Source organism: Chryseobacterium sp. ERMR1:04, assembly GCF_001297705.1.
In the GTDB taxonomy this organism is placed as follows: Bacteria; Bacteroidota; Bacteroidia; order Flavobacteriales; family Weeksellaceae; genus Chryseobacterium.
In genome coordinates this window covers 199,194-225,991 of the sequence record NZ_LIRF01000005.1, presented here as the reverse complement: position 1 = coordinate 225,991, position 26,798 = coordinate 199,194, and the positions used below count along the sequence as shown (strand labels likewise).

Here is a 26,798-nt window from a genome sequence, read left to right as displayed (position 1 = left end):
TTCAGATTGGTGGTGATTTAAACAGTCAAACTGCTTGGCAAAATTTCTTTGATACAAACGTAGCGTTAACCGGTTTTGCCGGATCTACAATGCGTTTAGTATTCGAATGGAAAAATGATGGTAGTGGTGGTACTCAACCTCCTGCTGCTATTGATAATATTAACTTATATATTCCTACCTGTTTAGCACCAACTGCATTAACCACATCTACAGTAGGTGCTACTAATGCTACAATTGGTTGGACTCCTCCAACTCCGGCACCAGGAAACGGATATCAATATTATTTAAGTACTGTCAATACTGCACCTATCGCTTCAACGGCAGCTACAGGAGCATCTGCTACAAACACTTTTAACTTAACGCCATTAGTACCAAACACAGCATATTACTGGTGGGTACGTTCAGTTTGTGGTGCTACAGATCGTAGTATTTGGGTTGCAGGTCCTAGTTTTACAACAACACAGATTCCTGCTACGATTCCATATCTTCAGGATTTCACAGGAGCGAATGACTTCGGATTTACAAGTACTGGGCAAACAAACAAGTGGGCTCAAGGTACTGCTACAGGAAACCCTGGAAAATCTATCTATATTTCAAATAATAATGGTGTAGCGAATGCTTATACTATTTCTGGTGCTACCAGTACTGTTCATGCCTACAGAGATATTACTGTTCCTCTAGGGACAATAAATGCGGCCTTCTCATTCGACTGGAAAGCAGTTGGGGAAAGTACGTATGACTATTTCAGAGTCTGGTTGGTTCCTGCTGACTTCATGCCTGTTGCAGGTGTTCAGATTACTGCTGGAACTGGAAGAATTCAGTTAGGTGCTAACTATAACCAACAAGCTACTTGGCAGTCATTCTCTAATGCGAACTTGAATATCAGTACTTTTGCAGGATCTACAATGCGTCTTGTATACGAATGGAAAAATGATGGTAGTGGTGGTACTCAGCCTCCTGTTGCTATTGATAACATCGTAATACGTATCTGTAGCAATGCTACTCCTGTAGTAACAGTAATACCAACTTCAATAACATATAATACGACAACAATTACTTGGCCTCAAGATATTGGTGGTGCTAGTTACCAGATTAGATACAGACCAGTAGGTTCTATCTCTGGTTGGCTGATTGCAAGTGTAGCTGCAGTAACGACTGCAACGAATACCTATAACTTAACCAACTTATTAGCTGCAACATTATATGAAGTAGAAGTAGCAGCGGTTTGTAACGGTACACCTGGAGTTTTCTCACATAATCAATTTACAACAAAATGTGACCCTACTCCTCCAAATGTTACGATATCTAATATCACAACAACATCTGCTTTGATTACCTGGGCTCCGCTGGCAGCAAGCTCATCATATACATTAAGATGGAGAAAAGTGGGTACTACAGGATGGCCTAATGCTGAAATCCCTTTACCATTAGCTCCTGCAAATACATATACTCTTTCTAACTTAGATGTATATACTTCATATGAAGTACAGGTAGCGAACAAATGTGACGGAACTAGTGTTCTTAACCCTTGGTCTAGTTCTAAAGTATTTACGACTGAAAGAACATGTAATCTAGCTCCTCCGGGATTAACGATTACACAGCTTAATCCTACTTCAGCAGTTGTGGTTTGGGAGGCATTCCCAGGAGCAACTTATATCTTGAAATATAGAAAAGTAGGTATTCCGAGCTGGACAACTGTAGCTGTATCTACGAATACAATTACATTAACAGGATTGTTAGAATTAACAAAATATGAAATGATGGTTGCGAATGTATGTACTGGTACTCCAGGTACTTTCACTGTTCCTTATTTGTTTACAACACCTACTGTAACTCATTGTCCAATGTCTTCAGTAAGTGCAGCGAACGAATTTATTTCAAAAGTAACGGTGAAACCAAACGGTAAACCTACAATGGATAATCCTTCATTAGCATCTAAATACACAGATTATACAGGTACGCCTGCTAAGTTCATCGAATTAATTCAAGGTTCTACAGGCAATGAGATTGCTATTGAAAAATCTTGGTTAGGAGCTAATAATAATGAAGGTATTGCAGTATGGATTGACTTTGACAGAAACGGTACTTTCGATATTAATGAAAGAATCCTTGCTTCAGCTCCAAGTACAACAACTCCTATTAAAGGAACATTTAGTGTACCAATGGATGCATTTGTTAGTTTAACTGATTACAAATATGTTGTCATGAGAGTAGCAATGCAAAGAGATGGTATCCCTGTAAACTGTACAGGTTTTGCCAACGGTGAAGTTGAAGATTATACTGTAAGAATTTCAAAACAAGCTGTTCCTAATGCAACGAACCAGACGGATATTATGATTTATCCTAACCCGGTAAGCTCTGTATTAAATGTAAAAAATACAAGCTCTAGATCTAATTATAAGATCTATAATGCGGCAGGACAAGTGGTATCAGCTGGAATTATCTTAAACAACAAGATCAATGTAAGCCAATTGATTAACGGAGTTTATGTAATAGACATCGAAGATATTAAGGGCACTGCTCAGAAGAAATTCATCAAAGAATAATAGTACATTATCTTTATAATACAATAAGCTCTCAGAAATGGGAGCTTATTTTTTGTCGTAATAATCAGGAGAAATATCTGAATTTTAAGCAAAAAAAATCCCGCTTACAAAAAGCAGGATTGTTATATTTTAAATTAAAAAATTCTATTATTTAAGATAGGTTTCATAAAGATCATTTCTTCTGTCTTTCATAACCTGAACAGATCCGTTGTAGTGAAGATCTTTCAATAAGTTTAAATCCACATCAACAATTAAGGTCATTTCCGTATTAGGAGTTGCCTCCCCTTTAACAGCATTGGACGGGAAAGCAAAGTCCGAAGGTGTAAATACAGCAGCCTGACCAAACTGGATATCCATATTATTTACTCCGGGAAGGTTTCCTACACAACCTGCAATCGCTACATAACATTCATTTTCTATGGCTCTTGCCGCCGCACAATGGCGTACTCTGATGTAAGCATTCTGCGTATCGGTAAGGTAAGGCACAAATAAGATCTTCATCCCCTGATCTGCAAGGATTCTTGGAAGCTCAGGAAACTCTACATCGTAGCAAATCACAAGTCCAATTTTCCCACAGTCGGTATCGAAAACTTTTATTTCATTACCTCCTTTCATTCCGTAATACTTTCTTTCATTTGGGGTAATATGAATCTTTCGGTACTCGTCAATCCTTCCATCTCTGTGAAGAAGATAACTCACATTATACAGATCATTATTTTCAAAAACCGGCATACTTCCAGAGATAATATTTACATTATAACTGATAGCTAATTCCGATATTTTATTTTTGATATCCTCTGATAATTTCGCCAACTCTATCATACTATCTCTTTCTGAAAGTTTATTGAATGGCGCCAATAAAGGGGTATTAAATAGTTCAGGAAATAGAACGAAATCAGATTTGTAATCTCCCATTACATTCACAAAAAACTCAACCTGCTCATAAAAAGCATTGATATCTTTGAAATGCCTCATCTGCCACTGCACCAATCCAAGGCGAATAATACTATCCTGCATGGTATTGGGCTTCTTGCTGTAATAAACGTTATTCCATTGCAGCAATACCGCATTTTCTCTGGAAGATTCATCCTCCGGAAGATATTTTTTCAAGATCCTGATGGGTAGAAAATTATTGGATAATTGAAAAGACAATACAGGGTCATAGATCTCTTTATCTCTTACTTTTCTGATGTAATCTCTTGCTGAAAGTTCATGGCTGTATTTATGGTAATTGGGGATTCTACCACCAAGAATAATAGATTTCAGATTCAGAAGTTCACAAAGTTCTTTTCGGGCATCATACAACCTTCTTCCCAAACGTAATTCACGATATTCAGGATCTACAAAGACTTCTATTCCATACAAAACATCTCCCGTTGACAGATGGGTATTAAAAGTATAATTTCCTGTGATATCAACGTAGGTATGATCATCCCCGAATTCATTATAATTAACGATTATAGAAAGGGCAACGGCAGCCAATTTACCATCAACCGTAATACAAATTTGACCTTGCGGAAATATTTTAGTCAGTTTTTCTATACTCTTTTTTGACCAGATGGATTCAGACATCTGCGGGTAGGCCCGCTTCATTGTCACTACCAATTCATCGTAATCCTGAACAGTCAGGGGTCGTGTTTCTATTTGCATTTGATGTAATTTTACCTAAATTTAAGGAAAATTACCTAAAAAATATAATGGGCGCAGATACTTATATAAAATACACCGATGAAAATAACAATGAAATCATGCAGGAACAACTTCATCGGTTTTCAGAATTTAACAGTCTGACCTATGACGGTACAACCGACGAGCTTAAAAAAATAGAGCGGTTTTCAAAAAATTACAGAACAAAGGACGTTGAGCAATTAGGTGGAGAAGTTTATCTGTCATCGGAAGATAATTTACCCGAAGTAATTACCAATCACATAGATATTGGAACATTTGGCAAGCCTTGGATTTTTTATTACAATAAAGAAACTAACGATAAAGGAGAAACTCAATGGGATTCTATCTTGTATCGTAATGGCAGTTTGCAGGGTAAAGCTATTGCTGTATTTGATGTTAATTACAGAAAATTAGCCGGATGTTCAATAGATCTCCTTACAGGAAACAAGACCGATAAATTTAAAAACTTTTATGGTGATCCTTCTGTATTTGATTATGAATTTGAAAATGAAATAATTCCTACGATTAAATTTACCTATAATGAAAGTAATCGTGTTGATGAAATTTTCTTTCAGGATGATGAATATTCACTAAGAGACTTTCTGGATAATGACGAAATATCTACAAAATTTCCTTGGAAAGAGAATGGGTATTATCATGCTTTTGAACCGCTGCTTTTGTGAAATTAAAATTTATATGATCATTTAAAATCAACAAAAAAAGTTTTCAATTAATATAAAGGGCAAAAATTTAATAATGAAAAAACTATCCGTTATAGTTCTAATTATTTCATTGATCTATGTAATCTTATCTATTTATTTTCAGTCAGATTTCTTTTTAGAATTCACACCCGTATTATTACTTGTGTTGATTATCAACTTTTATATCATTCATCAGCATCATAAAAAGGTAATATTATATCTAATTAACAGTTTGCTTTTCTTAATCCTAATTTATTTTTTATCGATTGGAATAATACTAAGACAAGATTGGTAACAACAAAAAATCCTGCTCATAAGAACAGGATTTATATTTTAAATTAAATCAAGATTATTCCCACTCAATCGTTGCAGGTGGTTTGCTTGAAATATCGTAAGCTACTCTGTTGATTCCTCTTACTTCGTTGATGATTCTGCTTGAAACAGTATCTAAAAACTCGTAAGGAAGTCTGCTCCACGTTGCTGTCATAAAGTCGATGGTGTTGGCAGAACGAACAACCGCAGTATATTCGTATGTTCTTTCATCACCCATTACTCCAACAGATTTTACAGGAAGTAAAACTACAAATGCCTGAGAAACTTTCTCGTAAAGATCATTTTTATATAATTCTTCAATGAAAATATCATCAGCTTCCTGAAGGATTTTCACTTTCTCAGCATCTACCGCTCCCAAAATTCTGATTCCTAAACCTGGACCAGGGAAAGGGTGTCTGTGTACCAAATGATGAGGAATACCTAATTCTTCCCCAACCTTTCTTACTTCGTCCTTGAAAAGCTCTCTTAAAGGCTCTAGTAACTCAAATTCCATTTCTTCCGGAAGTCCGCCCACGTTGTGGTGAGACTTAATTACCGCTGAAGGTCCGTTTACCGACTGACTTTCGATAACGTCAGGATAAATTGTTCCTTGTGCCAAGAATTTAGCGCCTTCAATTTTATGAGATTCTTCATCAAAAACATGAATAAATTCGTTTCCGATGATTTTTCTTTTTTGTTCTGGATCGTCTACTCCGGCTAGTTTTGTAAGAAATCTTTCTGAAGCATCAACCAATTTAATATTCATATTAAAATGCTCGCCGTAATTTTCCATTACTTTTACGTCTTCATTCTTTCTCAATAAACCTGTATCAACAAAGATACACTGCAACTGATCACCGATTGCTTTGTGAATTAAAACCGCTGCTACAGAAGAATCTACTCCTCCTGAAAGACCAAGGATTACTTTGTTGTCTCCTACTCTTTCTTTGATTTCTGCAACTGTTTTTTCGATATAGTTGGTCAGTTTCCAGTTTTTCTCTGCATCACAGATACTGAACACGAAATTCTCCAACATTTTACCTCCTTCTTCCGTGTGAGAAACCTCAGGGTGGAACTGCACACAGTAGATTTTTTTGTCTTCATTAGAAATAGAAGCAATAACCCCAGATTTTGCATTTAATTCAAAACCTACAGGCAATTCTCCAACTTCATCAAAGTGGCTCATCCAAACTACAGAGTTTTGAGTTACCCCTTTTAATAAAGAGCTTTCTTTAATGATATCTAAATGAGCTTTTCCGTACTCTCCTTTTTCACCTTTATTTACTTTTCCGCCCAAAAGGTGTGCTGTTAACTGCATTCCGTAGCAAATTCCCAATACAGGAATTCCTTGCTCGTATAGTTCTTTTTCAACTAAATGAGCATTTTCTGCATTCACAGAACTTGGACCCCCTGAAAGGATAATTCCTCTTGGCTGTTTTTCTAAAATAGTTTCTAATGGCGTATTGAAAGGTAAAATTTCAGAATATACACCCATCTCACGGATTCTTCTTCCGATAAGCTGGTTGTACTGAGATCCGAAATCTAATATGATAATACCGTTATTCATTTTTATAATTGATAAATGATTATTGATAATTGATGAGTTATTGTTTGATTATTAAAAAAACGTTTTTAAGAGTGTTTGTCATTCCGTAGGAATCTAAACTTTCTAAATTTCATCATTGTCGTAGAGATCCCTACGGAATAACAAATATTGTGTTTAATTTTAAATCAATTTTTTACTCAATTTTTTAAGTTTTGGCTAAAGCCAATTTCGATTTCACTTTTTATAATCGGGCTAAAGCCCGATCCTATTAATAAAACGTTTTACAAAAAAAGACTTGGAAATGTTCCAAATCTTTTTTTTGATTTTTATTAAAACTTCCCGATGTCTTCTCTGTAGAAACTGTAATCGAAGTGTACATGTCCTGCATCTTCGTATACTTTCTTGCGGGCATCATCGTAAGTAGCTCCTGTAGCCACAATGTTTAGCACTCTACCACCATTCGAAACAACTTTGTCTCCTTTCGTGATAGCACCTGCATATAGTAACTGGCTATATTTTACTTTATCTTCACCTACGATTTCGAAACCTGTCTCGATGTTTCTAGGATAACCTCCTGAACACATTACCAGACAAATTGCTTTTTCGTCTTTAAATTTAAGTTCGATATCTTTTCCTTCCATACAGTCGTTGATAACGTCTAACAGATTATTTTCCATTAAAGCCATCAATACCTGAGTTTCAGGATCTCCGAATCTCATGTTGTACTCAAGAAGATAGGTTCCGTTCTTCGTTACCATCAATCCGAAGAAGATGATTCCTTTGAAACTGAAACCTTCAGCCTTCAGCCCTTTTACAGTAGGTTCTAAAATATTTTGTTCAAAATCTGCAGCATGTTCTGCTGTAAATTCTGGGCTTGGTGCCACTGAACCCATCCCTCCTGTGTTGGGACCTGTATCACCGTTTCCAGCTTTCTTATAATCTTTTGCAGCAATACAAGGGAATAGTTTTTCACCGTTTGAGAATGCAATGATTGAAGCCTCAAAACCTTGTAAGAATTCTTCAATAACCAAACGGATCCCAGCGTCTCCATAAATCCTTCTGATCATGAAATCGTGGATCGTAGCTTCCGCTTCTTCCAACGTGTCGCAAATAACAACACCTTTTCCACCTGCTAAACCACTTGCTTTGATTACTAAAGGATATTCCTGAGTTTGTACATATTCTTTAGCGTCGTTATATGAATCAAATACCACAGCTTTTGCTGTCTTGATATCATAGGTCTGCATGAATTTTTTAGAGAAAGCCTTACTTCCTTCAAGACTTGCTACTTTTTGATTCGGACCAAAAACCTTAAGATCATGCTTCTTAAACTCATCCTTTAACCCAGCTACAAGCGGAGCTTCAGGACCTACGATCGTAAGATCTACTCTTTCTTTAATAGCAAAATCTCTAAGTTCATTAATCTCTGATAAATGAACATTTTCCCCTATTACATCGGTAGTAGCATTTCCGTTTGCAAAAAACATTTTAGTAACTCTAGAGTCATTCTGAAGTTTAGCTGCTAAAGCAGACTCTCTTCCACCTTCACCTATGATTAATATTCTCATACTTTATTTAATTAACTAGTCTATAATATTACAAATATATAATTTTGAATGTTATAAAAACAATTGAAAATTATAATTTAATTCTATTTTAATTAATGGAAAAAATGTCTAACACCCGTAAACATCATCGGAATGCCATGCTCATTTGCTGCCTCGATGCTGTCTTGGTCTTTTACACTTCCTCCTGGCTGAATAATAGCCGTTATACCTTCCTGATGGCAGAAATCTACCACATCACGGAAAGGAAAAAACGCATCAGAAGCCAATACTAGATCTCCTGTGAATTTTTCTTTCGCTCTTTCAATAGCCTGTTGAGTAGCCCAGATTCTGTTTACCTGTCCGCCACCGATTCCGAAAGCCTGAATTCCGTTAGAAACAACAATTGCGTTTGATTTAACGTATTTCACAACTCTCTGAGAGAAAAGCAAAGCTTTCTTCTGCTCTTCTGTTGGCTGAGTTTCAGTAACCACTTTAATATCATCAGAGAAGATACTGTCGTTATCCTGAACCAATATTCCGCCATCAACCTTCACCCAAGTTTGTTTATCAGAAACAGGGTTAACGATTTTTATAATTCTTAAATTTTTCTTCTTTCTTAACACTTCTAGTGCCTCCTCATCAAAATCAGGAGCCATTACGATTTCTAAGAAAGTTTTGTTTAATTCTTCTGCTGTTGCTGCGTCAACTTTGTAGTTGGTAGCAACAATTCCGCCAAAGATAGAAATAGGATCACACTCAAATGTTTTTTGGTATGTTTCCAATGCTGAAGTTCCGATTGCCACTCCACAAGGGGTAGAATGCTTCACTGCACAACAAGCCATTTCGTCTTTGAACTCAGTAACCACTTTCCAACAAAGATCCATATCACGAAGGTTATTGAAAGATAATTCTTTACCTCCCAATTGTTCGAAATCTTTCATTGCTCCATTCTCGAAAGTAGAAACGTAGTAAGCAGCCGTCTGATGTGGGTTTTCACCATATCTCAGGTCTGCAACTTTCTTGTAAGACGCACTTAGATACGTAGGATAATCCTCTTCTAAAAGCATTCTTGAAATAGCTGCATCATAAGCTGAAGTAAGATTGAATACTTTACCCGCTAATCTTTTACGCGTTTCGATGTACGTGTCACCATTTTGTTCCATCTCAATTTTTACTGCTGCATAATCTTCAACATCAGTAATTACTGTTACAGAATCAAAATTCTTAGCTGCTGAACGAAGCATTGACGGACCTCCGATATCAATAAACTCTACCTTTTCGTGTAATGAAATGTCTTTGTTAACATTTTCAAAGAAAGGATAAAGGTTTACGATCACCATGTCGATCAAATCAATTCCATGTTCCTGAACCGTCTTCATGTGTTCTTCATTTGAACGAACAGCCAACAAACCTCCGTGAACTTTCGGGTGTAAAGTTTTTACTCTACCATCCAACATTTCAGGGAAATTAGTAACCTCATCAATCTGAATTGGATTTAAACCAGCATCTTTCAAATGTTTGAATGTCCCTCCTGTAGAAATCAATTCGTAATTCTGGGCTTCCAAAAACTGTGCAAATTCTATCAATCCGCCTTTGTCAGAAACACTGATTAAAACTCTCTTTTTACTCATTTTACTTTCAATTTTTTACTTTTTACAGCTATTTCAAACTGTAAACCGGGTCTTTCACCTCCGATTTTACTTTATTTTACTTAGATTTTTTGCTTTTTTTCGAAATATTTTAAATCTAAATGTATTTTTTAATTGGATTAAAGAGATGCTTCGACTACGCTCAGCATGACAGCTCTAATACTAATTCTTTGCTATATTATTTAATCATAACTCAATATTAAATTGTTGTTTTGATCATAAAAAAAGTCCCATTTTTGTTCACTAAAACCTATTACATTATTGTTAGCATCAAATGACGTATAGTTAATTTGGCGATAATTATTTTCCGAGAGACTACGATAAAAATAAGATTCTAATAATCCTAATCTTTTAAATGGATTTCGCGCATTATCATAGTCCAAAAAATCAATTTCTGTTCTACTATTAGAGTTAGTGTCATACTCTTTTACCGACTGACTTATAATTTTTTTCAAATTATTCCCAGAATAAATAAATACATCAATTCTTTCTAACTCATCAAGATGACTATTAGAAGTATAGTTAGGATACTTTAACTTAATTTTATATAATCTCCCATCTGCACTATATTCATAATAATACTTTCTAACAGCAAAAGAATTCGGACCTACAACAGGAATATATTTTTCTACAGCTTTTCCAATATTATTTAGAGTGTATATCACAGTATTTTTAAGCTTAAAGCCATCAGAATCGTTAGATTTATACTCGACTGTAACAGTATTTCCATTACGATTTAAATCCAAATAAACAGGAAATAAATCAGGTTTATACGATCTTTCAACTTTTATAAGATTACCACCATTGTTATAAGTTAACAATTCATCATAAAAATAATATAAATCACTATTACTCTTAAAAGGATCATTCTCATCAGGACCCATAATAGGTTTAAATATTTTTGTTGGCATTATATCCTTATTCTCCACTACGTTTTGAATATCTTCATCGTTTGAAGTACAAGAAATTAATGTAAATGATAATATTAATGATAAAAATATCCTTTTTCTCATGTTAATTTATGGTTGACTAGTTTTTAGTTTCCTAATACCTTATTAATCGCTATTGGGAAAATTTCATATTCAACTAAATGAACTTTTTCAGCCACCGTTTCGGGAGTATCGTCTTCTGTTACTCCGAATGATTTTTGAAGAATGGCTTCTCCTTCATCAATTCCCGGAGTTACAAAATGTACGGTTGCTCCACTTTCTTTTTCTTTCGCTTCAATAACCGCATGGTGAACATGATGCCCCCACATTCCTTTTCCTCCGAATTTCGGAAGCAAAGCAGGATGGATATTGATTATTTTTCCGCTCCAGTTTTCACAAAACTCAGGTTTTAAAATGGATAAAAATCCTGCCAATACGATTAAATCTGTATTTTCAGGGATGATTTTATTCAATTCGCTGCTGAAGTTTTTTCCTCTCGGAATCAGAACGTTTTCTATATTGTGATTTTGGGCTCTTTCCAATCCGTAACATTCTCTGTCGGCAACAACCAAAGATACTTTTGCATTCTGGATTTCTCCATTGTCAATGGCATCAATAATTCTCTGAAGATTGGATCCTGAACCTGAAACAAGTATAACTATGTTTTTCATGTTTATTTTGTGAGCCTTGTCAAGGTTTCGAACCTTGACAAGGCTTTGTATATTATTTACTAGCCCCGATTGCAGCGGCATCCTTTTTTGTTGCGGCCGGAGCGAAGCGGAGGCCGTAATAAAAAAGATATAGCGTAAAGCGGGATTAAGCTCCTAAAATTTTAAATCTATTTTTTCGCTTCCTTCTGTGATTTCTCCGATTTCGTAAGCATCGTCCAGAAGGTGTAATACTTTTTCTGCATGTTCCGGATCAACCACTACGATCATTCCAACACCCATGTTGAATGTTCCGAACATCTCTTCACGCGCTACACCCCCTCTTTTTTCTAATTCCAACATAATACTTGGAATCTGGATTTTAGAAGCATCAATAGTAGCACATAATCCATCACCGATAATTCTCGGAATGTTTTCGTACAATCCACCACCTGTGATGTGAGCAATACCGGCAACCTGTACTTCCTCAATTACTTTGTGGATGTCTTTGTAATATAATCTAGTTGGAACTAAAAGGGTTTCGTATAATGGTTTTCCTTCAAATTCTTCTTCAAAATTTGGGAATACTTTTCTTACTAAAGAGAATCCGTTTGAGTGGAATCCTGAACTTGGAAGAGCGATGATTTTGTCACCCGGTTTGATTTTAGAACCGTCGATAATCTGATCTTTTTCAACAATTCCTACACAGAATCCTGCAACATCATAATCTCCCGGCTTGTACATTCCCGGCATTTCAGCAGTTTCACCACCAATCAATGCACAGTTGTTGTCTTTACAAGCGGCTACCATTCCTAAAACGATCTCAGCAGCGATTTCAGAATCTAATTTTCCGCAAGCCAAATAATCTAAAAAGAACAATGGTTTTGCCCCGTGACAAAGAATGTCATTCGCACACATTGCAAAACAATCTACCCCGATAGAATCGTATTTCTTAGAATCTAAAGCTACTTTCAGCTTCGTTCCTACTCCATCAGTTCCTGAAACCAAAACAGGATTTTTGTATCCTCCTATCTCGTAGAAAGCACCAAAACTTCCCAAATGATTCAATACATTGGAATTGTGGGTTTCACCAACCGCTTTTTTGATCTTGTCAACGGTTTTGTATCCTTCTTCTTTGTCTACTCCTGCAGATTTGTAAGTGTTGCTCATTTTATTTGGATTTTTAGATACTCGATTACAGATTATTTATAAATCTGATATCTTTTACCTTTTTATATTACTTTTTATTTGAATTTATTTCCATTCCCAATCAGAGAATTCATTATAATTAATAGAATACTTTTTTGATAGTTCTTTAAAAAACTGCTTTGAATCTATACTTACATTTATTTTATTCTTGGGTAAAATTAGAGAATGAGATGATTTAAATTTAAAATATATTGCTTGCGGGACCTCGTTGATTTCTTCTAATTCTTGTAAATTAGTTTTAGATTCTGTACTATTATCCTTAGCATAAATTTCATTTTCTGTAATCGCTAGTTCTAATGTTTTATCAAAATTATTTTTATAATTTTCTTTAATATACTTTTTATAGTGATTATAATACAATTTCTTATCCCAAATAGGATAAAGAAAAATCCACAAAATTCCAATTAAAATATAAATCTGTGTGAAAATCTCTGTAAAATCAAATCTTGGCACCAATCCTAACACAACAAAAAAAATAGCTGGCAAAAATCTATTTCTAAGTCTTTTCTTTCTGATATTTTTAGATTTTGAAGCAGCAAATAGTTGATAATTTAGATAATCATCTTCATTCAAACTATATGTAAATTTTTCATTCATATTAAAAAATAAAAAAGCCGACAATCTTGGTAGATTATCGGCCGTTATTTTATCTCAAAATTTCAGTGCCCACAGTTTTTCCTTTTATGGAGAAACATTCTTTGAAAGTGAACTGAATTTTCATCTTTTTTCTTTTTGCAAAAATAGTAATTTTAAATTAATCTTACAATTCTATTTTTCAAGGATTATTTCAATAGCCGAAATCTTTCTTACTTTTTCTTTTAACTCACTGTCTTTTTCTTCATTAGAAATTTTCTGAGCAGCTTTATCAAAGTTATCATTAAAGAACGGAAGCGAGAAACTTTCGATAATATTTCCTCCATGGAAAGGGAAACGTTTCGTTGCAGCCTCTAAAACTCCTGCTCCTCCTCTGGCTCCCGGTGCTGTAGCCATCAATAACATGGGTGTTTCATTCCAAACCGTTCTGTTTTTGATTCTTGAAACCCAGTCGAACACATTTTTAAAAGCTGTTGAATACGTTCCGTTATGTTCAGGTAAAGAAACCAATAGTAAATCTGCCCCATCAATTTTTGTAGCAAAATCTTTTGCTTCCTGAGGAACTCCGCCTGCTAATTCTCTTTCATGCTTATAGATTGGCATTTCGAAAGGATTTAGATCTACCACTTCTACGTCTGCATTTTCAAATAATGTAGATGCATAGGCTACTAATTGCTTGTTCATTGAAGTCTCGGAATTCGTTCCTGCTATTGCTAAAATTTTCATTGTATATTATCTTTTTTAAAGTAATTGTTATTTTTTTTGAAGCGCAAAGGTCGCAAAGTTTTTTTTAATACTCGTGTACGCTTTTAAACTTATGGAAGCGCTTTACTGAATAAAGTCCTAATATTTTACATCACGTCGCCAAAAATTCTTTCTTAATTTTCATCCTCTTTCATGAGGAAGGGAATTTTTTATGGTGTAAAATATTTTTATTATTTATTTTAAATACGAAGGTAGATCCATTGGAACCTCCATTAAAAGGATTTCTGAATCATCTATTGCTTCGATGTTGAAACTTTGAGTATCCCAGATTCCTAGTCCATCTCTTTCGTTTAAAATTCTGTCGCCTACTTTTGCGCTTCCTTTTAATACAAACGCATAAACGCCATTTCCTTTTTTGTTGAGCATATAATTTTTACCATTTCCTTTGGTAAAGTTGGCCAAGTTGAACCAAGCATCCTGATGAATCCAAACCCCATCGTCGTTTTTATTTGGTGATAAAATCTGCTGGAAACCGTTAATCTTTGCCCCTTCTTTAATGCTTTTCTGATCGTATCTAGGCTCCACATCTACTTCCCTCGGAAAAACCCAGATCTGTAAAAATTTCACCGCTTCATCTTTATTTTTATTGTATTCACTGTGCATTACGCCCGTTCCCGCGCTCATCACCTGAATTTCTCCTTTTTTAATAACCGCAGTTGTTCCCATGGAATCTTTATGCTCCAAATCTCCTTCTAACGGAATTGAAATAATTTCCATGTTTTTATGAGGATGCGTTCCGAAGCCCATTCCCTGAGAAACAGTGTCGTCATTCAATACTCTCAAGACTCCGAAATTGCTTCTTTCGTTGTTTTGATAATTCGCAAAACTGAATGTATGATAACTGTTCAACCACCCATGATCTGCATGGCCTCTTGAATCTGCTTTATGATATACTGTTTTCATATTGTGATTATTTATAGGACAAATTTACGGCTTGCAGGTTAGGAAAATGTTGACGTAGGATAAGAAAGATGAAGAGACTTTTTGATGCTTGTTTTAAACACAAAGAGTTTTTATTAATATTGAGAATGTTTTTCGTTCGCAAGGGCGTTTAACTACGTCGAATCTTCAATTTCACTCAGCAATGGTTGTCCGGTATGTTTGTCATTCAGAGCGGAACGAAGTGGAGTGTAGAATCTAAACTTATTTTGTAAATTTGATTTTATGATAATGATTGTTGAGATCCCTGCGGAATGACAAAGTGGGTGTTATATTTTTACTGTTTTAATGAGATTGCTTCGTCGCTACGCTCCTCGCAATGAACAGAAATTAATGATGGTGGGAAATAGCTCTGAAAAATGAGTAATTGATAAGGAGTAATATTTTCTATTCGCTTTTCTCTGCTTCCGTTGGACTTCCAAAAATATGTTTGCGGTGATTTTCACCCCAGTCTTTTAAAGATTCTACAACGGGTCCTAAAGTTTTGGTGTGTTCTGTAGGAAAATACTCTATACTAACGGGGTAAGTATCTTTGACTACTCTTTTCACCAAGCTGTTTTGCTCTAATTCTTTCAATTCTTTGGCTAACACTTTTGAAGTCAATTTAGGAATGCTTCTTTCAATTTCTGTAAAACGTCTGTTCCCCGCATTTAAAGAAATAATGATCTGTAGTTTCCACTTTCCATTGATGACGTCTAATGTATCACGAACCGGCTTTAACGCCTGCATACAATCTTTATGATTATGTTGTTTTTCCATTTTTTTTCACTTTCCTTTAGGTAACTGCTATACTTTGGAAAGTAAATTTACAATAATTTTGTCAGTATCAAAAACTAAAAATTTTAAACAAAATGGCAAACATTTTAAATATCAAAACAAGCATCAGCGGAGAAAACTCTGTAAGCAGTCAACTTTCTCAGGTTGTCATTAATCAATTGTTAGAAAAAAATCCTGACAGCAAAGTTGTAGTCCGTGATTTAGCTCTAAACCCAATTCCTCACTTGGAAATTCAGCATTCCGCATCTTTTGTTATTCCTGATGATGAAAAAAATGAGCAACAAAAAGAAGCCTCAAAACATTCTGACCAAGCCTTGAAAGATATTCAAGAAGCAGATATTATCGTGATTGGAGTTCCTTTTTACAACTTCACTTTTCCATCAACCTTAAAATCATGGATCGATAGTATTGCCATTCCCGGGAAAACATTTTCTTATGCCGACGGAACTCCAAAAGGTCTTATTCATGGCAAAAAATTATATTTAAATTTTGCAGTGGGTGGCGTTTATGAAAACGGATTGATCGAAAATATGGAACACTATCTAAAGACATTATTCGCTTTCATTGGGATTACGGATGTGGAAGTTTTTCAATCTCAGGGAATGATGGTTCCACAACTGAAAGATGAAAATTTAGCGAAAACGGTTGCGAAAATTGAAGAATTAGTTTAATTGAATCTATTTTAACCACAAAAGAAACAAAAGCTATACGCAGTTTTTTAACAATTGTTTAATTATTAGAAAACAAAAGCCACTCAAAAGAATAATATTTCGACTCCGCTCAATATGCAAAGATTTTAAAAACGTAGGTGCGCTTATTAGAAGTTTAATAATTAACTTAAAATAACTAAAGTGTTTCTCTTTTGTTTCTTTTGTGGTTACATTTTTAAAATGCTTCTTTAATTTTAGAATTTCTCTTTAAATAGAAAAGTAAAATGCAAATGAGAACCATACAACCGATGAGAAATTGGAAAATAATATTGGTTTGATTAGAGAAATTGCCCAGAACATTGGTAATAATTCCTGTTCCGATTTGGTTGGCTGCCATCAAAAACCCAGATACCAAGACGGACAGCGTTGGAAATTCTACCGTTCCCCAACCAATAGATCCCGGAAATATACTTCCCATGAAAAACCCGATCAGAAATAACATGAATATGATGATGTTAATATTTGGATAAACCAATAATAAAAGCAGCAATCCCGCTACAACCAAAGGAGAGAAAAGAAATAGATAAGACAAATCGTTATTTTTTGAGAAAATCCCGAAGAGTAATCGGTTTAAAGCAATTCCGCCCCAGAATAAAGAGAGTCCTAAACTGGCTTTATTATTATCCAATCCTTGATTTTTAAGAATTATTGCTCCAAAACTTCCGAAAGTTCCTTCAATAAATCCATACAAAACAATGGCTATAAAAAAGATCCACAATTTGGAAGGAATTTTAAAGTGATCGGGAAGTTCGAAAAATCTTCCTTTTTCCAGTTTTAAAAATAAAAACAGGATAAAAATAATGGTAACTAAAACAAAAATGCTTGCCGGAACATACATCCAATTGTTTACATTCCCTATTAGATTCATCATTAATGGAGAAGTTGAAGTTCCCAAGCCTACCAAAAACTGTAATATCAAAATGGCGGAAGATTTATTGTTTTCAAATAAGCTTGCCGCTAAAGGATTTAAAGTGGTAATCGAAAGTCCGAAGCCTGAACCTGTGAACGCTACTAAAACTATCAATACAGGAAATAGCAAAGAAGTATCCTTCATGAAAAACTGAAGCGTCCACAAAATCCCCGTTGATGCTATCATTAATAATAATCCAGCCACCAAAACGATTTTAGGACCTACTTTATTCACCAAAAACGGCGCTCCCAAACACGAAACGATAATACAAATCACCTGTGGAATAAATAAATTCCCAAACTGTGATGATGAAAGTCCGAACACAGAAGAATCTGTAAAAGCCATTCCCAAAGCGGGAAATACCACAAAATTAACTCCTGTAAAAAAAGCTAATAAAAAGATGATGATGATTTGGATTATTCTTGAATTCATGATGTCAGAACCTGATTTTTCAAATGGTCTCCGACTCTCAACGCCATGGCAATAATGGTCAGTGCAGGATTCACGGCACCACTTGAAACGAAAAATCCACCGTCAACAATGTATAGATTTTCAAGATCATGTGCTTTACAGTTGGTATCAACAACTGATGCTTTAGGATCCAATCCCATTTTTGTCGTTCCGTTTTGATGGGCAGGTGAAGCGATATCCATTCCTTTGCTGAAATAAATTCCTTTAAACAAAAACGATTCAAATTTTCCTGAAGCTTTTAATGCTTTAATCAGTTCCGATTTTAACAATTCATGCCCTTTTTCATTATTTGAGTTATAAGTGATTTTTATTTGTCCGTTTTCTACCGTCACTCTATTTTCAGGATTGGGTAAATCTTCTGAGGTTAACCAAAAATCAACCGCATGCTCCGCCATTAATTCAAATGTAAAACCTGGCGCTGCAACAGGACTATCCGCCTTAATCTGATGCGCATCTGATTTTCCCAACATCTGAATATGTCCTAAAGGAAATTCATAACCATTATTTGCGTGATAGAAATCATTAATTCCAAATGTTTTTCCAAATTTTGTATGATTGGATTCTGTGTACAATGCCACCAATGCAGTATTTTGATGAAACATATAATTTCTTCCTACCTGATCTGATGAATTGGCAAGACCGTTAGGAAACTGCTCACTTTTACTTTCCAAAAGAAGCGCCGCAGAATTGATGGCTCCTGCTGAAAGAATAACGATATCAGAAGTCAATGTTTTTGTTTCGCCGTTTTGTTCTACCACAATTTCAGTGATCTTGGTTCCTGAATCATCTGTATTCAATCTCAACACTTTTGTATTAACCATCAATTCAACATTTGGAGATTTCAATGCTTTTGCTAATGAACAAAGATGGGCATCTCCTTTTCTTTCGGCAGCATCGGGAAAGCCATCAAAACGGTCTAAGGTATAAGGCGCATTGGCTGTTTCGTGAGGTTTAAAATTAACCCCAATCGGTAAATTAAATGGGTGCCATCCATAATTAAACAATTCATCAACCACTTCCTGAATTCTTGGTTCATGCGGCAAAGCCGGATTTGGATAAGGCTCTGCATCAAAAGGCTCTGTAGGATCTGATCCTCTTTTACCATGAACATGAAATAGTTTTTCGGCTTCCAGATAATAGCCTTTTAAATCTTCATATTGAATAGGCCACGCAGGTGACGTTCCGCCATAATGCTGTATTTCTTTAAAATCTTCTTCTCTTAAACGAAACAGAGCAGCCCCGTAAAACTTGGTGTTTCCGCCTACATTATAATGCATTCCCGGACGAAAAGATTTATTATTCTTATCAAGCCACAGTTCCGTTGTGGTATATCTGTTTTTTTCAAAAACTTCTACCGAATCCCAATTTTCTTTTTCCACAGGCACATAATCGCCTCTTTCGATAACGAGAATATTTTTTCCGCTATCGGCTAATCGATAAGCCATTGTTGCACCTCCTGCCCCACTTCCTATAATGATGATATCGTACATATTTTTTAATTTGATCTATCTAAAATAAAGATTAAAAGCTAGGAGTAGCTTAATAAAAAATTAATTTTCAATTGATTGTATAAATAAAAAACCATCCGATGATGGATGGTTGGGTATAATTATGATAAATTATCTAAATGTATCTAGTGATTTTTTTGACATCTCATGAGCCAGGTGCAAAAGTTGAATATATTTTTAGCTCTGTCCTTTTACCTTGAAGCAAAAGGACCAAAAGTTCAAGACTGGAATCTTTCGCTAAAAATAATTTCTGTTCACTAAAAATTCTAAAACTTGCGCGAATTCAATATTAATTCTTCGATTCAGAATTTGTCTAGCGCTTCAAACACTAGAATTTTCTTAACGTTCTCAGAACTCATTTTATTAACGCTACAGCTTCCTAGGTCAAATAAATTTATCCTCTCTATAAAAATCATGGCTTGAATAGTAACTTTTTATTTTTTTAATTGTTGGATGAGAACATCTTCAATAGCTGTTTTTTCAGCGACCACTTTATCCGAAACCTCATTGGGAATCGTCATGGAAAGAACGTATTGTTTTACTTTCCAGTCCCCATTTATTTTTTCTACCACTCCGGAACCGCGGCATATCTTCATTTGAGTATCTAATACCTCATCAAACCAAGCCAGTTTTCCATCTTTACTGAAAGAGATATTCCTTTTTAATGAAGTGAAATTCCACGTTTTCTTTTTGTCGAAATGAGGTTTTGCCCAAACCATAAATTCTTTTTTATCCCAAACTTCGGTAGCATCTGTTCCGATGAATGTAGATTCATCAGCAAAATAATTAAAATACGTATTGAAATCAGCCTTTGCCGCAGCTACATTAAAACCATCAAGCATGGTATTGATCTGCGCTTTATTTTTTCTAAATTTTGCTTCTTTAGATTGTGCTGAAATCCCTGTAAATCCTATTAGGAAAAGGATAATTGCGTAAAGTATTGTTGTTTTTTTCATATTTAAATCATTACGAAATCTATAGTTCTAAAATTTCATTTTTAAGAAGTCTAAAGTAAACAAAAACATAATTCTGGAGAACGAAAATTTTAGTTATTCTAAGATTTCATTTTTCTCTGATCAATAATTATTGTTGAGTGTAACCAATACAAAATAACGTTTCTCCTTTATTCACAGGCGGAGTACCTACTTTATATAAAATGATTCCATCTGAATTGGAAATAATATCCAGCTTTTTGTTTCCAAATTCATCAGTAACAAATCCTAAAACTTGGTTTTTCTTTACTAAGTCACCACTTTTAAAATCACTGTAGAAAATTCCGTTTTCAGGAACTTTTATGTAATCCTGTTGATTAAGAAGTATTGATTTATTATTATTTTTAATTTTCGCCTTGCTTTTAACATAGTTCCCTGAATATTCAAGCATGTTGTAAACAGCATTTTTAATCATTTCTACATTTTCTTTTTGAACAGTCCCTAGTTTTCCGGCTTCAATACTCAATGCCGTTATGCCTTGCTGAACCGCTTGTTTAAAAGCATATTTTGCAGGTTCCGTCTGCGTAAGATTATATGGATAAGAAACAATATAATTAATTTGTGACTGAGCAGATAAATTATGAGCCAATCGGGTATTTTCAGGGGCGTCTTTTCGGTCGTAATAACAAACGAAAGGCAACAAATCTTCGTTGGCATCTCCTCCATGAATATCTAAAAATATCGTGGAATTTGAAATAATTTCTTTTGTAATAATATTCGCTATCTGCTCTGTAGTAGTTCCGTCAGGTGAGCCTGGAAAAGTATTATTTAAGTTTTTATGGTCTAAAGGATTAACGAAAGGTGTTCTTTTTTGAAAAGCTTCTACATTTGCTATCGGAATGATAATTAAAGTTCCTTTTACATGTTCAGGTTTAATTTCCTTTAGTAATTCCTGAACGGCGATGATCGGTGGATATTCATACCCATGAATTCCTGCCACTATACTAAAAACCGGACCTTTTGCTTTGCCTTTGATAATAGTTACAGGTAAATAGGTTTCCTTTAAATCACTTTTAATGGTAAATACCGTATCTTTTCTAAATGCTCCACTCTGTCCTGTTATTTGATTGATGTTTTGCGCATTAAACAACACACTCATTAGCATCAACGATAGCAGAACCACTTTCTTTATTTTTTTCATAGAAATAAAGATAATTAAATATATTTTAAACATCCGAAACGCTTCGTGCCAGCTTATTGGCCAACCAGCTTACATAAAACAATTGAAAGCTGTAATACACCATAACCGGAAGTAAAAACAACACTTTTTTGTCTTCGGGAATCCCTAACACCAATAGAAAAAGACAGCCATGAACAAGTGATTTTTTTGAGCCACAAAAGGTTACTGTGATGATGTCTTTATCATTAAACTTCATATTTTAAGCCAAAAACTACAGAATATTATATACCTCGAAAAATAGGAAAACAATACTAAGCGCCAAAATTAAAAAAACAAAATAAGGCACCGAAACAAAAACATTTTCTATAAATGCTGTTGAAAAGCTTTCGTAAACAACTAATAAAATAATGATCCTATCAAATTCAGCAATCACATTAGAATATTTTGACATCCATTGTTTGAAAACCGGATTCAAGAGAATTCCCAAAATAATAGGTAGTAATACATTCATAAACAACTTTTGTAAAACTTCTCCATGATTTTCTGAGCCTGATAGTGGGCTCTAAAAAGAAACTCATCAAAAGTGGCGTCATAACAACCCCTATTAATCCCGAAATTGAAGCATTAAAAATAGCTGAAGTCACATTTCCTTTTGCAATAGAAACCATTACTACGGATGATGAAACCGTAGATGGCAGGCATGCGAGGAAAAATACAGCCAGCCAGATATTCTCGTACGCAGAACTTTTCACTAAAGGATAAGATATCAATACGAGCAATGGAAACAATATAAAAGTTCCATACTGAATTAGAAGATGCAGTTTCCAGTTGGAGATATCTTTTATAACTTCCTTTAGATTTAGTTTAAGTCCGTACATTAAAAAAATACCTGCAATCCCCCAGTCTATAAAACCTGACAGGTTGAAATACGTATTATACGATTCATGAAAAGGGACCAGTTTTGCCATTAAGACCATTACGATTAACAGGAGAAGAAAAATATTCTACTTGTTAAAAATTTTAGTCAACGTTATCATTAAATAAGAATAAAAATTATTTGTAATAATAGAAAAATCCTCAAAGACAAGAAAGCTTTAAGGATTATAAAGGTAAGAAATATTTATTTTACAGCTTATTGCGGCTCATTTTCAATATATCCGTCATTAAATAATTTGTTTGGTTTTATATAAACTACATTATTCTTAAAATCCAGAAAAACATTAAATCTCTTTAAAATTTCGTTGCCCAGAATATTCATTTTTTTATCATTTACAGGTCTGCTTTCGGAAAGCAATTGGGCAGGAACATTCTTAAGATTATATTTACCCAGACTTAGCGATTCAAGATTGGCCGTAATGACAGGAATTTCATTTCCCTGACCTCCTTTCATGATCACTTTTTTAATGATCTTCATTTGATCGGTAGGAAAATTCTGCTCCCGAAGTAAGGGGCCGTCAAGCATTACCGTACGTTGGTATCCCGTATCAAAGAGAAACCAGTCTTTACTTGTTTTAGAACCTTGTTTTATCGTTGTTTCCACAAAAAACAGTTTGTCATAGTATTGTATAGGTAATGGCTCATACGCTTTATCTTTTTTTACATATTCCGGAAGTTGAGAATGCACCACCATGGTTCCGTGGTCATAATTAAGCTCTACCACCATTCCGTCAAACAGGTCCCAGCCGAATCTGCCGTCTGTCCCATGTCCTGACAACTCAACTTTATAAATTTTGAAACCTTCGTATTTTTTGTTTCCGATTGATAGAACATTTACTCCGGATTTCAAAGATTGTTTAATTTTATCTTTTAAAGCTTCTGCTGTGAGAGAAAGATTGCTTGTTCCTGTATCAAAATTAAGTATAAGAGAGTCTGTTTTGTTTAATGCTGCCTTCACAAACATCGTATTCTGCTCATTAATCCCCAGACGAATACTGTCATGAAAAGCAGGTTTCAATGTACTGAAATCTTTCGGTACAGGGCTTTCAATTCTTGTAAGGCAAGAATCTTTACCTTTCAGAAGAATCACAAAATCTTTTTTTTCTCCTTGCTTCAACGTTATTCTGAGGGAATCGATATCTGTTTTTATTTTTACCGTTTTAGAGCCCTTAGTTATTTTGGAAATCTGGTATATGTCGGGTTTTATGGAAGGATCAATATTCCAATCCGTTTTCAGTCCGCTATCTTCTTCAAGGAAAATTGCTTTGGTTGAATTAGCTTTTACAACAGGAAGTTTTTTTTGAGCCATATATTGAATGAAAGAAAAAATTGACAATAAAAAAGCTAAGATATATTTCATAGTAACAGGTATAATTAAATTAGGAACTTGCCGAGATAAGTCATGACAATATCCAGAGAAGTACTTCCAAAAGTAGAACCATCGTGGAAACAATTGTCTGTTGGAGCAATATAATAATGATAAGGTTTGTGTTCTATTTTCAACATGGGATAATCCGGAAACAGCTTCATGAAATAAGATGTAATATTTTTGTTGTTTATCTCATTTTCTTTTACATCTATTTCCTTTTTAATCATATTATAAGCCTGGAGCATCGATAAATTCATTACTAATAAATACCGTGATTCTTTTCCAAGATTCAAAGCTATTCTATTCCCGAATTTATGACAAGTATGCAGCGTCATGTCCTTCGAACTGTCTTTATGAACTCCTATAAACTGTAAATCTTTGATGGTATAACCTGACGGTAATTTTCTCTTATCTAATGATACAATTTCACTATTTGCATAATTAGTGGCAAGACTCATCAGCTTAAATGGTGCCAATGAAATACTTTCCAGAAACTCATTTAATTTAAGATTTATCTCGTTTACCAATTCCTTATTCTCTTTGAATTTATCAAATACTTTATCCTCAGAATCTGCGGTATGCAAATCCAGTCTATTAAAAAGTTCTTTTAAAGAGTCCGGAAGCTCACCTGTAAAAACAGAATTATAGTCTTTTTTATTCTGATGATCTCCTGCAATGATTTTATATTCTTCAGAATCTAGTTGACGCCAATTTCTTTTAGGCAAATGAGCTTCGGACTCGTAGCGTTGTATAAACTTTTCATTTCTGAAAATAATTTCATTGGGAGCCTGTTTTGAATGATGTAGTGTACCGGAGTTAATTTGTATGATTCCACTGTCATCTGAGTATATTTTAATTCCAGGTTTTAGTTTTTTCATTTCTTAATATTTATCGAATACTCCTACATACACCATGGTAACATCAAATTCTTTATTTCCTAAGGTTGTACCGTCATGAATAAAATTATCCGTAGGCGCAATATAGTATTGGTAAGGTTTAATTTCCAGTCTTAAAACAGGATATTCGGGATAGAGACTGAAAAATTGCTCAACAATATTTTCAGAAGTTATTTGTTCTGTATATTTTTTCTGTACCTCACCATAAATCTGTCTCAGCGTCAAATTAATAAAATATAAATAACGGGACTCTGTGCTTATATTGATAGAAATCCTGTTTCCTGATTTATATGCAGTATGAGGAGTAAACAAGCTGCTTTCATCAATATGTAAACCCGTATATTTAAAAGTATTCTGACCTATATGATGAAAGGTTGTACTCTGCATATTCGGAAGAGATCGTGCAATCCTGTGAAACTTATAATTGCTTTCTAAAGATTTTTCATCCAGAAAAACATTGGTAGCTTCATTAATCTCTTTTATAAGGGTTTCGTTTTCCTGAAACTTCTTGGGAACTTCAAAAAGAGATTCACATTCATTCAGGTCTAATTTTTTAAATAAATCTTGTAACTGATCCGGAATTGTACCTACTCCCAACGTATTAAACATTTTACGATCAGCATCTGATGTAGAAATTTTCTTATATTCCGAATCTGTAAGCATACGCCAATCCATATTAGGTAAATAGGCGTTACTGTAATATTCAACTTCAGGATTTACATTCTTAACAGGGGCAACTCCCGTATTAATGCTAATCTGATCTTTTATATTTTTAATATGATGATCATATAATCTGATACCTTTTCTTAAACTCATGCTAAACTATAGGCTAATAATTTATCTTTAATATTTTTCTGAACAGAAACTGCACCCGCATTTTCCAGCTCTTCCACAATCTCGTAATAGGAAACTCTGGTGAGCTCCATTTCTCTACAAACCTCTTCGGGCAAGCTATTAATAAGGTCATTTTGGATATAACTTACCAGTTTTATCATATCATGACAGTAAATAGTAGGATTATCAAACCCATTTTCATTAGAATATCTGTTTAACAGAAATCCTCCTCCGCATACTTCATAAATTGGACAGTTAAGACATTTCTCATTGACCATCTGGTGAGAATTGATATAAATATCAAAAAGCGGATCTTCCAATATAGCATCTATTTCATGGGTATGAATGTTGATGTCGTTTCTGGTAATTCCCTCATAGCAGGCTCTTATGGAGTCTGCCACTTCCAGGTTTCCATTAGTTTCCACTACAGCTACTCCGTTTTTTTTCAGTCCGACCATCTGATCACCTACTTCTTCACCTGCAATAAGCTGAATCAATGTTTTAAAAAACCTCATATTAGGCCTATCGGGATCACTTTTCCATATGATAAACAATTCTATCAGCCAGTCTGCATACGGTGTGTAATTATGAGTATTTACTTTTTCTTTGATAAGATCATCCGGAAGCTTGTCGAAATGTCCGTCGGGAAGGAGAAGATTAAAACTTGGAATATTAAGGTTTTTAAATTCCTCATACAATTCTAGTGGAGTTATATTCAGATTAACAACAGATAATACCCCATGCATTCCCTTATCCAGGCCAATTTGTATGGCATTTCGAACCTCATCATAAGATCCTTTTCCATTATGGAAGACACGGTATTTATCGTGATATTCCTTAGGACCGTCCATACTAATCCCAACACGAATATTTAATTCATTGAAAAGGGCATACCAGTCTTCATCCAGACCAACACCGTTAGTCTGAATCACAAAATCAAAATAAGAATCGTTGAGTGTTTCTGTAAATATCCTTATACTTTCCTTATAAAACTCTTTTGGAAATAATAAAGGTTCGCCTCCATGGAAAACAATCTGAAAAGATCTCAAACCATTTTCTTTACTATAACCAGATAATTTTTCGGCGAAAGTTTTTATCGTATGTATAGACATAAATTTAGGTTGCTTCAGATAAGTTTTATCTCCTAAATTATACATGTAGCAATACGAACAATTGAGGTTGCATCTGCTTGCAACCTTCAGAACAAAAGAAGTAACCATATC

The 26,798-nt window shown here is 34.5% G+C and carries 22 protein-coding genes and 1 pseudogene; 3 read left to right on the top strand and 20 right to left on the bottom strand.

What is annotated here, in order from left to right; translation table 11 throughout:
- The first annotated feature begins 89 nt into the window (after positions 1-89).
- Positions 90-2,546, top strand: coding sequence for a fibronectin type III domain-containing protein (locus tag AMQ68_RS11525; protein ID WP_241775127.1), 2,457 nt, complete (start codon positions 90-92; stop codon positions 2,544-2,546).
- 147 nt (positions 2,547-2,693) lie between these two features.
- On the opposite strand, the gene AMQ68_RS11520 is transcribed toward AMQ68_RS11525, so the two are convergent.
- Positions 2,694-4,196, bottom strand: coding sequence for a carbon-nitrogen hydrolase family protein (locus AMQ68_RS11520; protein WP_054510785.1), 1,503 nt, complete (start codon positions 4,194-4,196; stop codon positions 2,694-2,696).
- Positions 4,197-4,243: 47 nt separating this feature from the next.
- Between AMQ68_RS11520 and AMQ68_RS11515 the strand changes: the two genes are divergently transcribed.
- The gene (locus AMQ68_RS11515) at positions 4,244-4,897 is read left to right on the top strand and encodes a hypothetical protein (RefSeq protein WP_054510784.1); all 654 of its coding nucleotides are present in this window, start codon (positions 4,244-4,246) and stop codon (positions 4,895-4,897) included.
- Positions 4,898-5,264: 367 nt separating this feature from the next.
- Here AMQ68_RS11515 and guaA read toward each other — a convergent pair whose 3' ends face one another.
- From guaA to AMQ68_RS11465, 10 genes are all read right to left on the bottom strand, one after another.
- A complete protein-coding gene (gene guaA, locus AMQ68_RS11510; protein ID WP_054510783.1) occupies positions 5,265-6,794 on the bottom strand; it encodes a glutamine-hydrolyzing GMP synthase in 1,530 nt (509 codons plus the stop codon).
- Between the two features lie 308 nt (positions 6,795-7,102).
- Complete coding sequence (purD, locus tag AMQ68_RS11505; protein WP_054510782.1) at positions 7,103-8,341, bottom strand: phosphoribosylamine--glycine ligase; 1,239 nt, start codon at positions 8,339-8,341, stop codon at positions 7,103-7,105.
- Positions 8,342-8,433: 92 nt separating this feature from the next.
- Positions 8,434-9,951 (bottom strand): bifunctional phosphoribosylaminoimidazolecarboxamide formyltransferase/IMP cyclohydrolase, encoded by a 1,518-nt coding sequence (gene purH / locus AMQ68_RS11500; RefSeq protein ID WP_054510781.1) that lies wholly within the window; start codon positions 9,949-9,951, stop codon positions 8,434-8,436.
- Positions 9,952-10,151: 200 nt separating this feature from the next.
- Positions 10,152-10,982: a hypothetical protein gene (locus AMQ68_RS11495; protein ID WP_123905677.1), complete on the bottom strand. Its 831-nt coding sequence runs from the start codon at positions 10,980-10,982 to the stop codon at positions 10,152-10,154.
- A 23-nt stretch (positions 10,983-11,005) separates the two neighbouring features.
- Positions 11,006-11,569, bottom strand: coding sequence for a phosphoribosylglycinamide formyltransferase (gene purN / locus AMQ68_RS11490; protein ID WP_054511107.1), 564 nt, complete (start codon positions 11,567-11,569; stop codon positions 11,006-11,008).
- 153 nt (positions 11,570-11,722) lie between these two features.
- On the bottom strand, positions 11,723-12,715 hold the full coding sequence (gene purM, locus AMQ68_RS11485) for a phosphoribosylformylglycinamidine cyclo-ligase (protein ID WP_054510779.1): 993 nt from the start codon (positions 12,713-12,715) through the stop codon (positions 11,723-11,725).
- An 84-nt stretch (positions 12,716-12,799) separates the two neighbouring features.
- Positions 12,800-13,351, bottom strand: a complete 552-nt coding sequence (locus tag AMQ68_RS11480) for a YcxB family protein (RefSeq protein WP_054510778.1) — start codon at positions 13,349-13,351, stop codon at positions 12,800-12,802.
- 171 nt (positions 13,352-13,522) lie between these two features.
- Positions 13,523-14,074, bottom strand: a complete 552-nt coding sequence (locus AMQ68_RS11475; protein WP_054510777.1) for an NADPH-dependent FMN reductase — start codon at positions 14,072-14,074, stop codon at positions 13,523-13,525.
- A 213-nt stretch (positions 14,075-14,287) separates the two neighbouring features.
- Positions 14,288-15,016, bottom strand: coding sequence for a pirin family protein (locus AMQ68_RS11470; protein ID WP_054510776.1), 729 nt, complete (start codon positions 15,014-15,016; stop codon positions 14,288-14,290).
- Positions 15,017-15,439: 423 nt separating this feature from the next.
- The gene (locus AMQ68_RS11465; protein ID WP_054510775.1) at positions 15,440-15,811 is read right to left on the bottom strand and encodes a helix-turn-helix domain-containing protein; all 372 of its coding nucleotides are present in this window, start codon (positions 15,809-15,811) and stop codon (positions 15,440-15,442) included.
- Between the two features lie 92 nt (positions 15,812-15,903).
- Between AMQ68_RS11465 and AMQ68_RS11460 the strand changes: the two genes are divergently transcribed.
- Complete coding sequence (locus AMQ68_RS11460) at positions 15,904-16,500, top strand: FMN-dependent NADH-azoreductase (RefSeq protein WP_054510774.1); 597 nt, start codon at positions 15,904-15,906, stop codon at positions 16,498-16,500.
- Positions 16,501-16,714: 214 nt separating this feature from the next.
- On the opposite strand, the gene AMQ68_RS11455 is transcribed toward AMQ68_RS11460, so the two are convergent.
- From AMQ68_RS11455 to AMQ68_RS11415, 9 genes and pseudogenes are all read right to left on the bottom strand, one after another.
- A complete protein-coding gene (locus tag AMQ68_RS11455; RefSeq protein ID WP_054510773.1) occupies positions 16,715-17,881 on the bottom strand; it encodes a sugar MFS transporter in 1,167 nt (388 codons plus the stop codon).
- Positions 17,878-19,410, bottom strand: coding sequence for a GMC oxidoreductase (locus AMQ68_RS11450; RefSeq protein ID WP_054510772.1), 1,533 nt, complete (start codon positions 19,408-19,410; stop codon positions 17,878-17,880). The genes AMQ68_RS11455 and AMQ68_RS11450 overlap by 4 nt, the downstream gene beginning before the upstream one ends.
- A 452-nt stretch (positions 19,411-19,862) precedes the next feature.
- Entirely contained in the window at positions 19,863-20,384 is a 522-nt protein-coding gene (locus AMQ68_RS11445; RefSeq protein ID WP_054510771.1) for a nuclear transport factor 2 family protein, read from the bottom strand.
- A 127-nt stretch (positions 20,385-20,511) separates the two neighbouring features.
- Positions 20,512-21,561 (bottom strand): succinylglutamate desuccinylase/aspartoacylase family protein, encoded by a 1,050-nt coding sequence (locus tag AMQ68_RS11440; RefSeq protein WP_054510770.1) that lies wholly within the window; start codon positions 21,559-21,561, stop codon positions 20,512-20,514.
- A 25-nt stretch (positions 21,562-21,586) separates the two neighbouring features.
- A pseudogene (locus AMQ68_RS11435) lies at positions 21,587-22,517 on the bottom strand (bile acid:sodium symporter).
- A gap of 155 nt (positions 22,518-22,672) precedes the next feature.
- Complete coding sequence (locus tag AMQ68_RS11430) at positions 22,673-23,785, bottom strand: hypothetical protein (RefSeq protein ID WP_198408883.1); 1,113 nt, start codon at positions 23,783-23,785, stop codon at positions 22,673-22,675.
- A 65-nt stretch (positions 23,786-23,850) separates the two neighbouring features.
- Positions 23,851-24,723, bottom strand: a complete 873-nt coding sequence (locus AMQ68_RS11425) for a hypothetical protein (protein WP_054510768.1) — start codon at positions 24,721-24,723, stop codon at positions 23,851-23,853.
- 3 nt (positions 24,724-24,726) lie between these two features.
- Positions 24,727-25,557, bottom strand: a complete 831-nt coding sequence (locus AMQ68_RS11420; protein WP_054510767.1) for a hypothetical protein — start codon at positions 25,555-25,557, stop codon at positions 24,727-24,729.
- Positions 25,554-26,795 carry a radical SAM protein gene (locus AMQ68_RS11415; RefSeq protein WP_082384034.1) on the bottom strand — a complete coding sequence of 414 codons (1,242 nt, stop codon included), beginning with the start codon at positions 26,793-26,795 and terminating at the stop codon, positions 25,554-25,556. The genes AMQ68_RS11420 and AMQ68_RS11415 overlap by 4 nt, the downstream gene beginning before the upstream one ends.
- Positions 26,796-26,798: the final 3 nt, after the last annotated feature.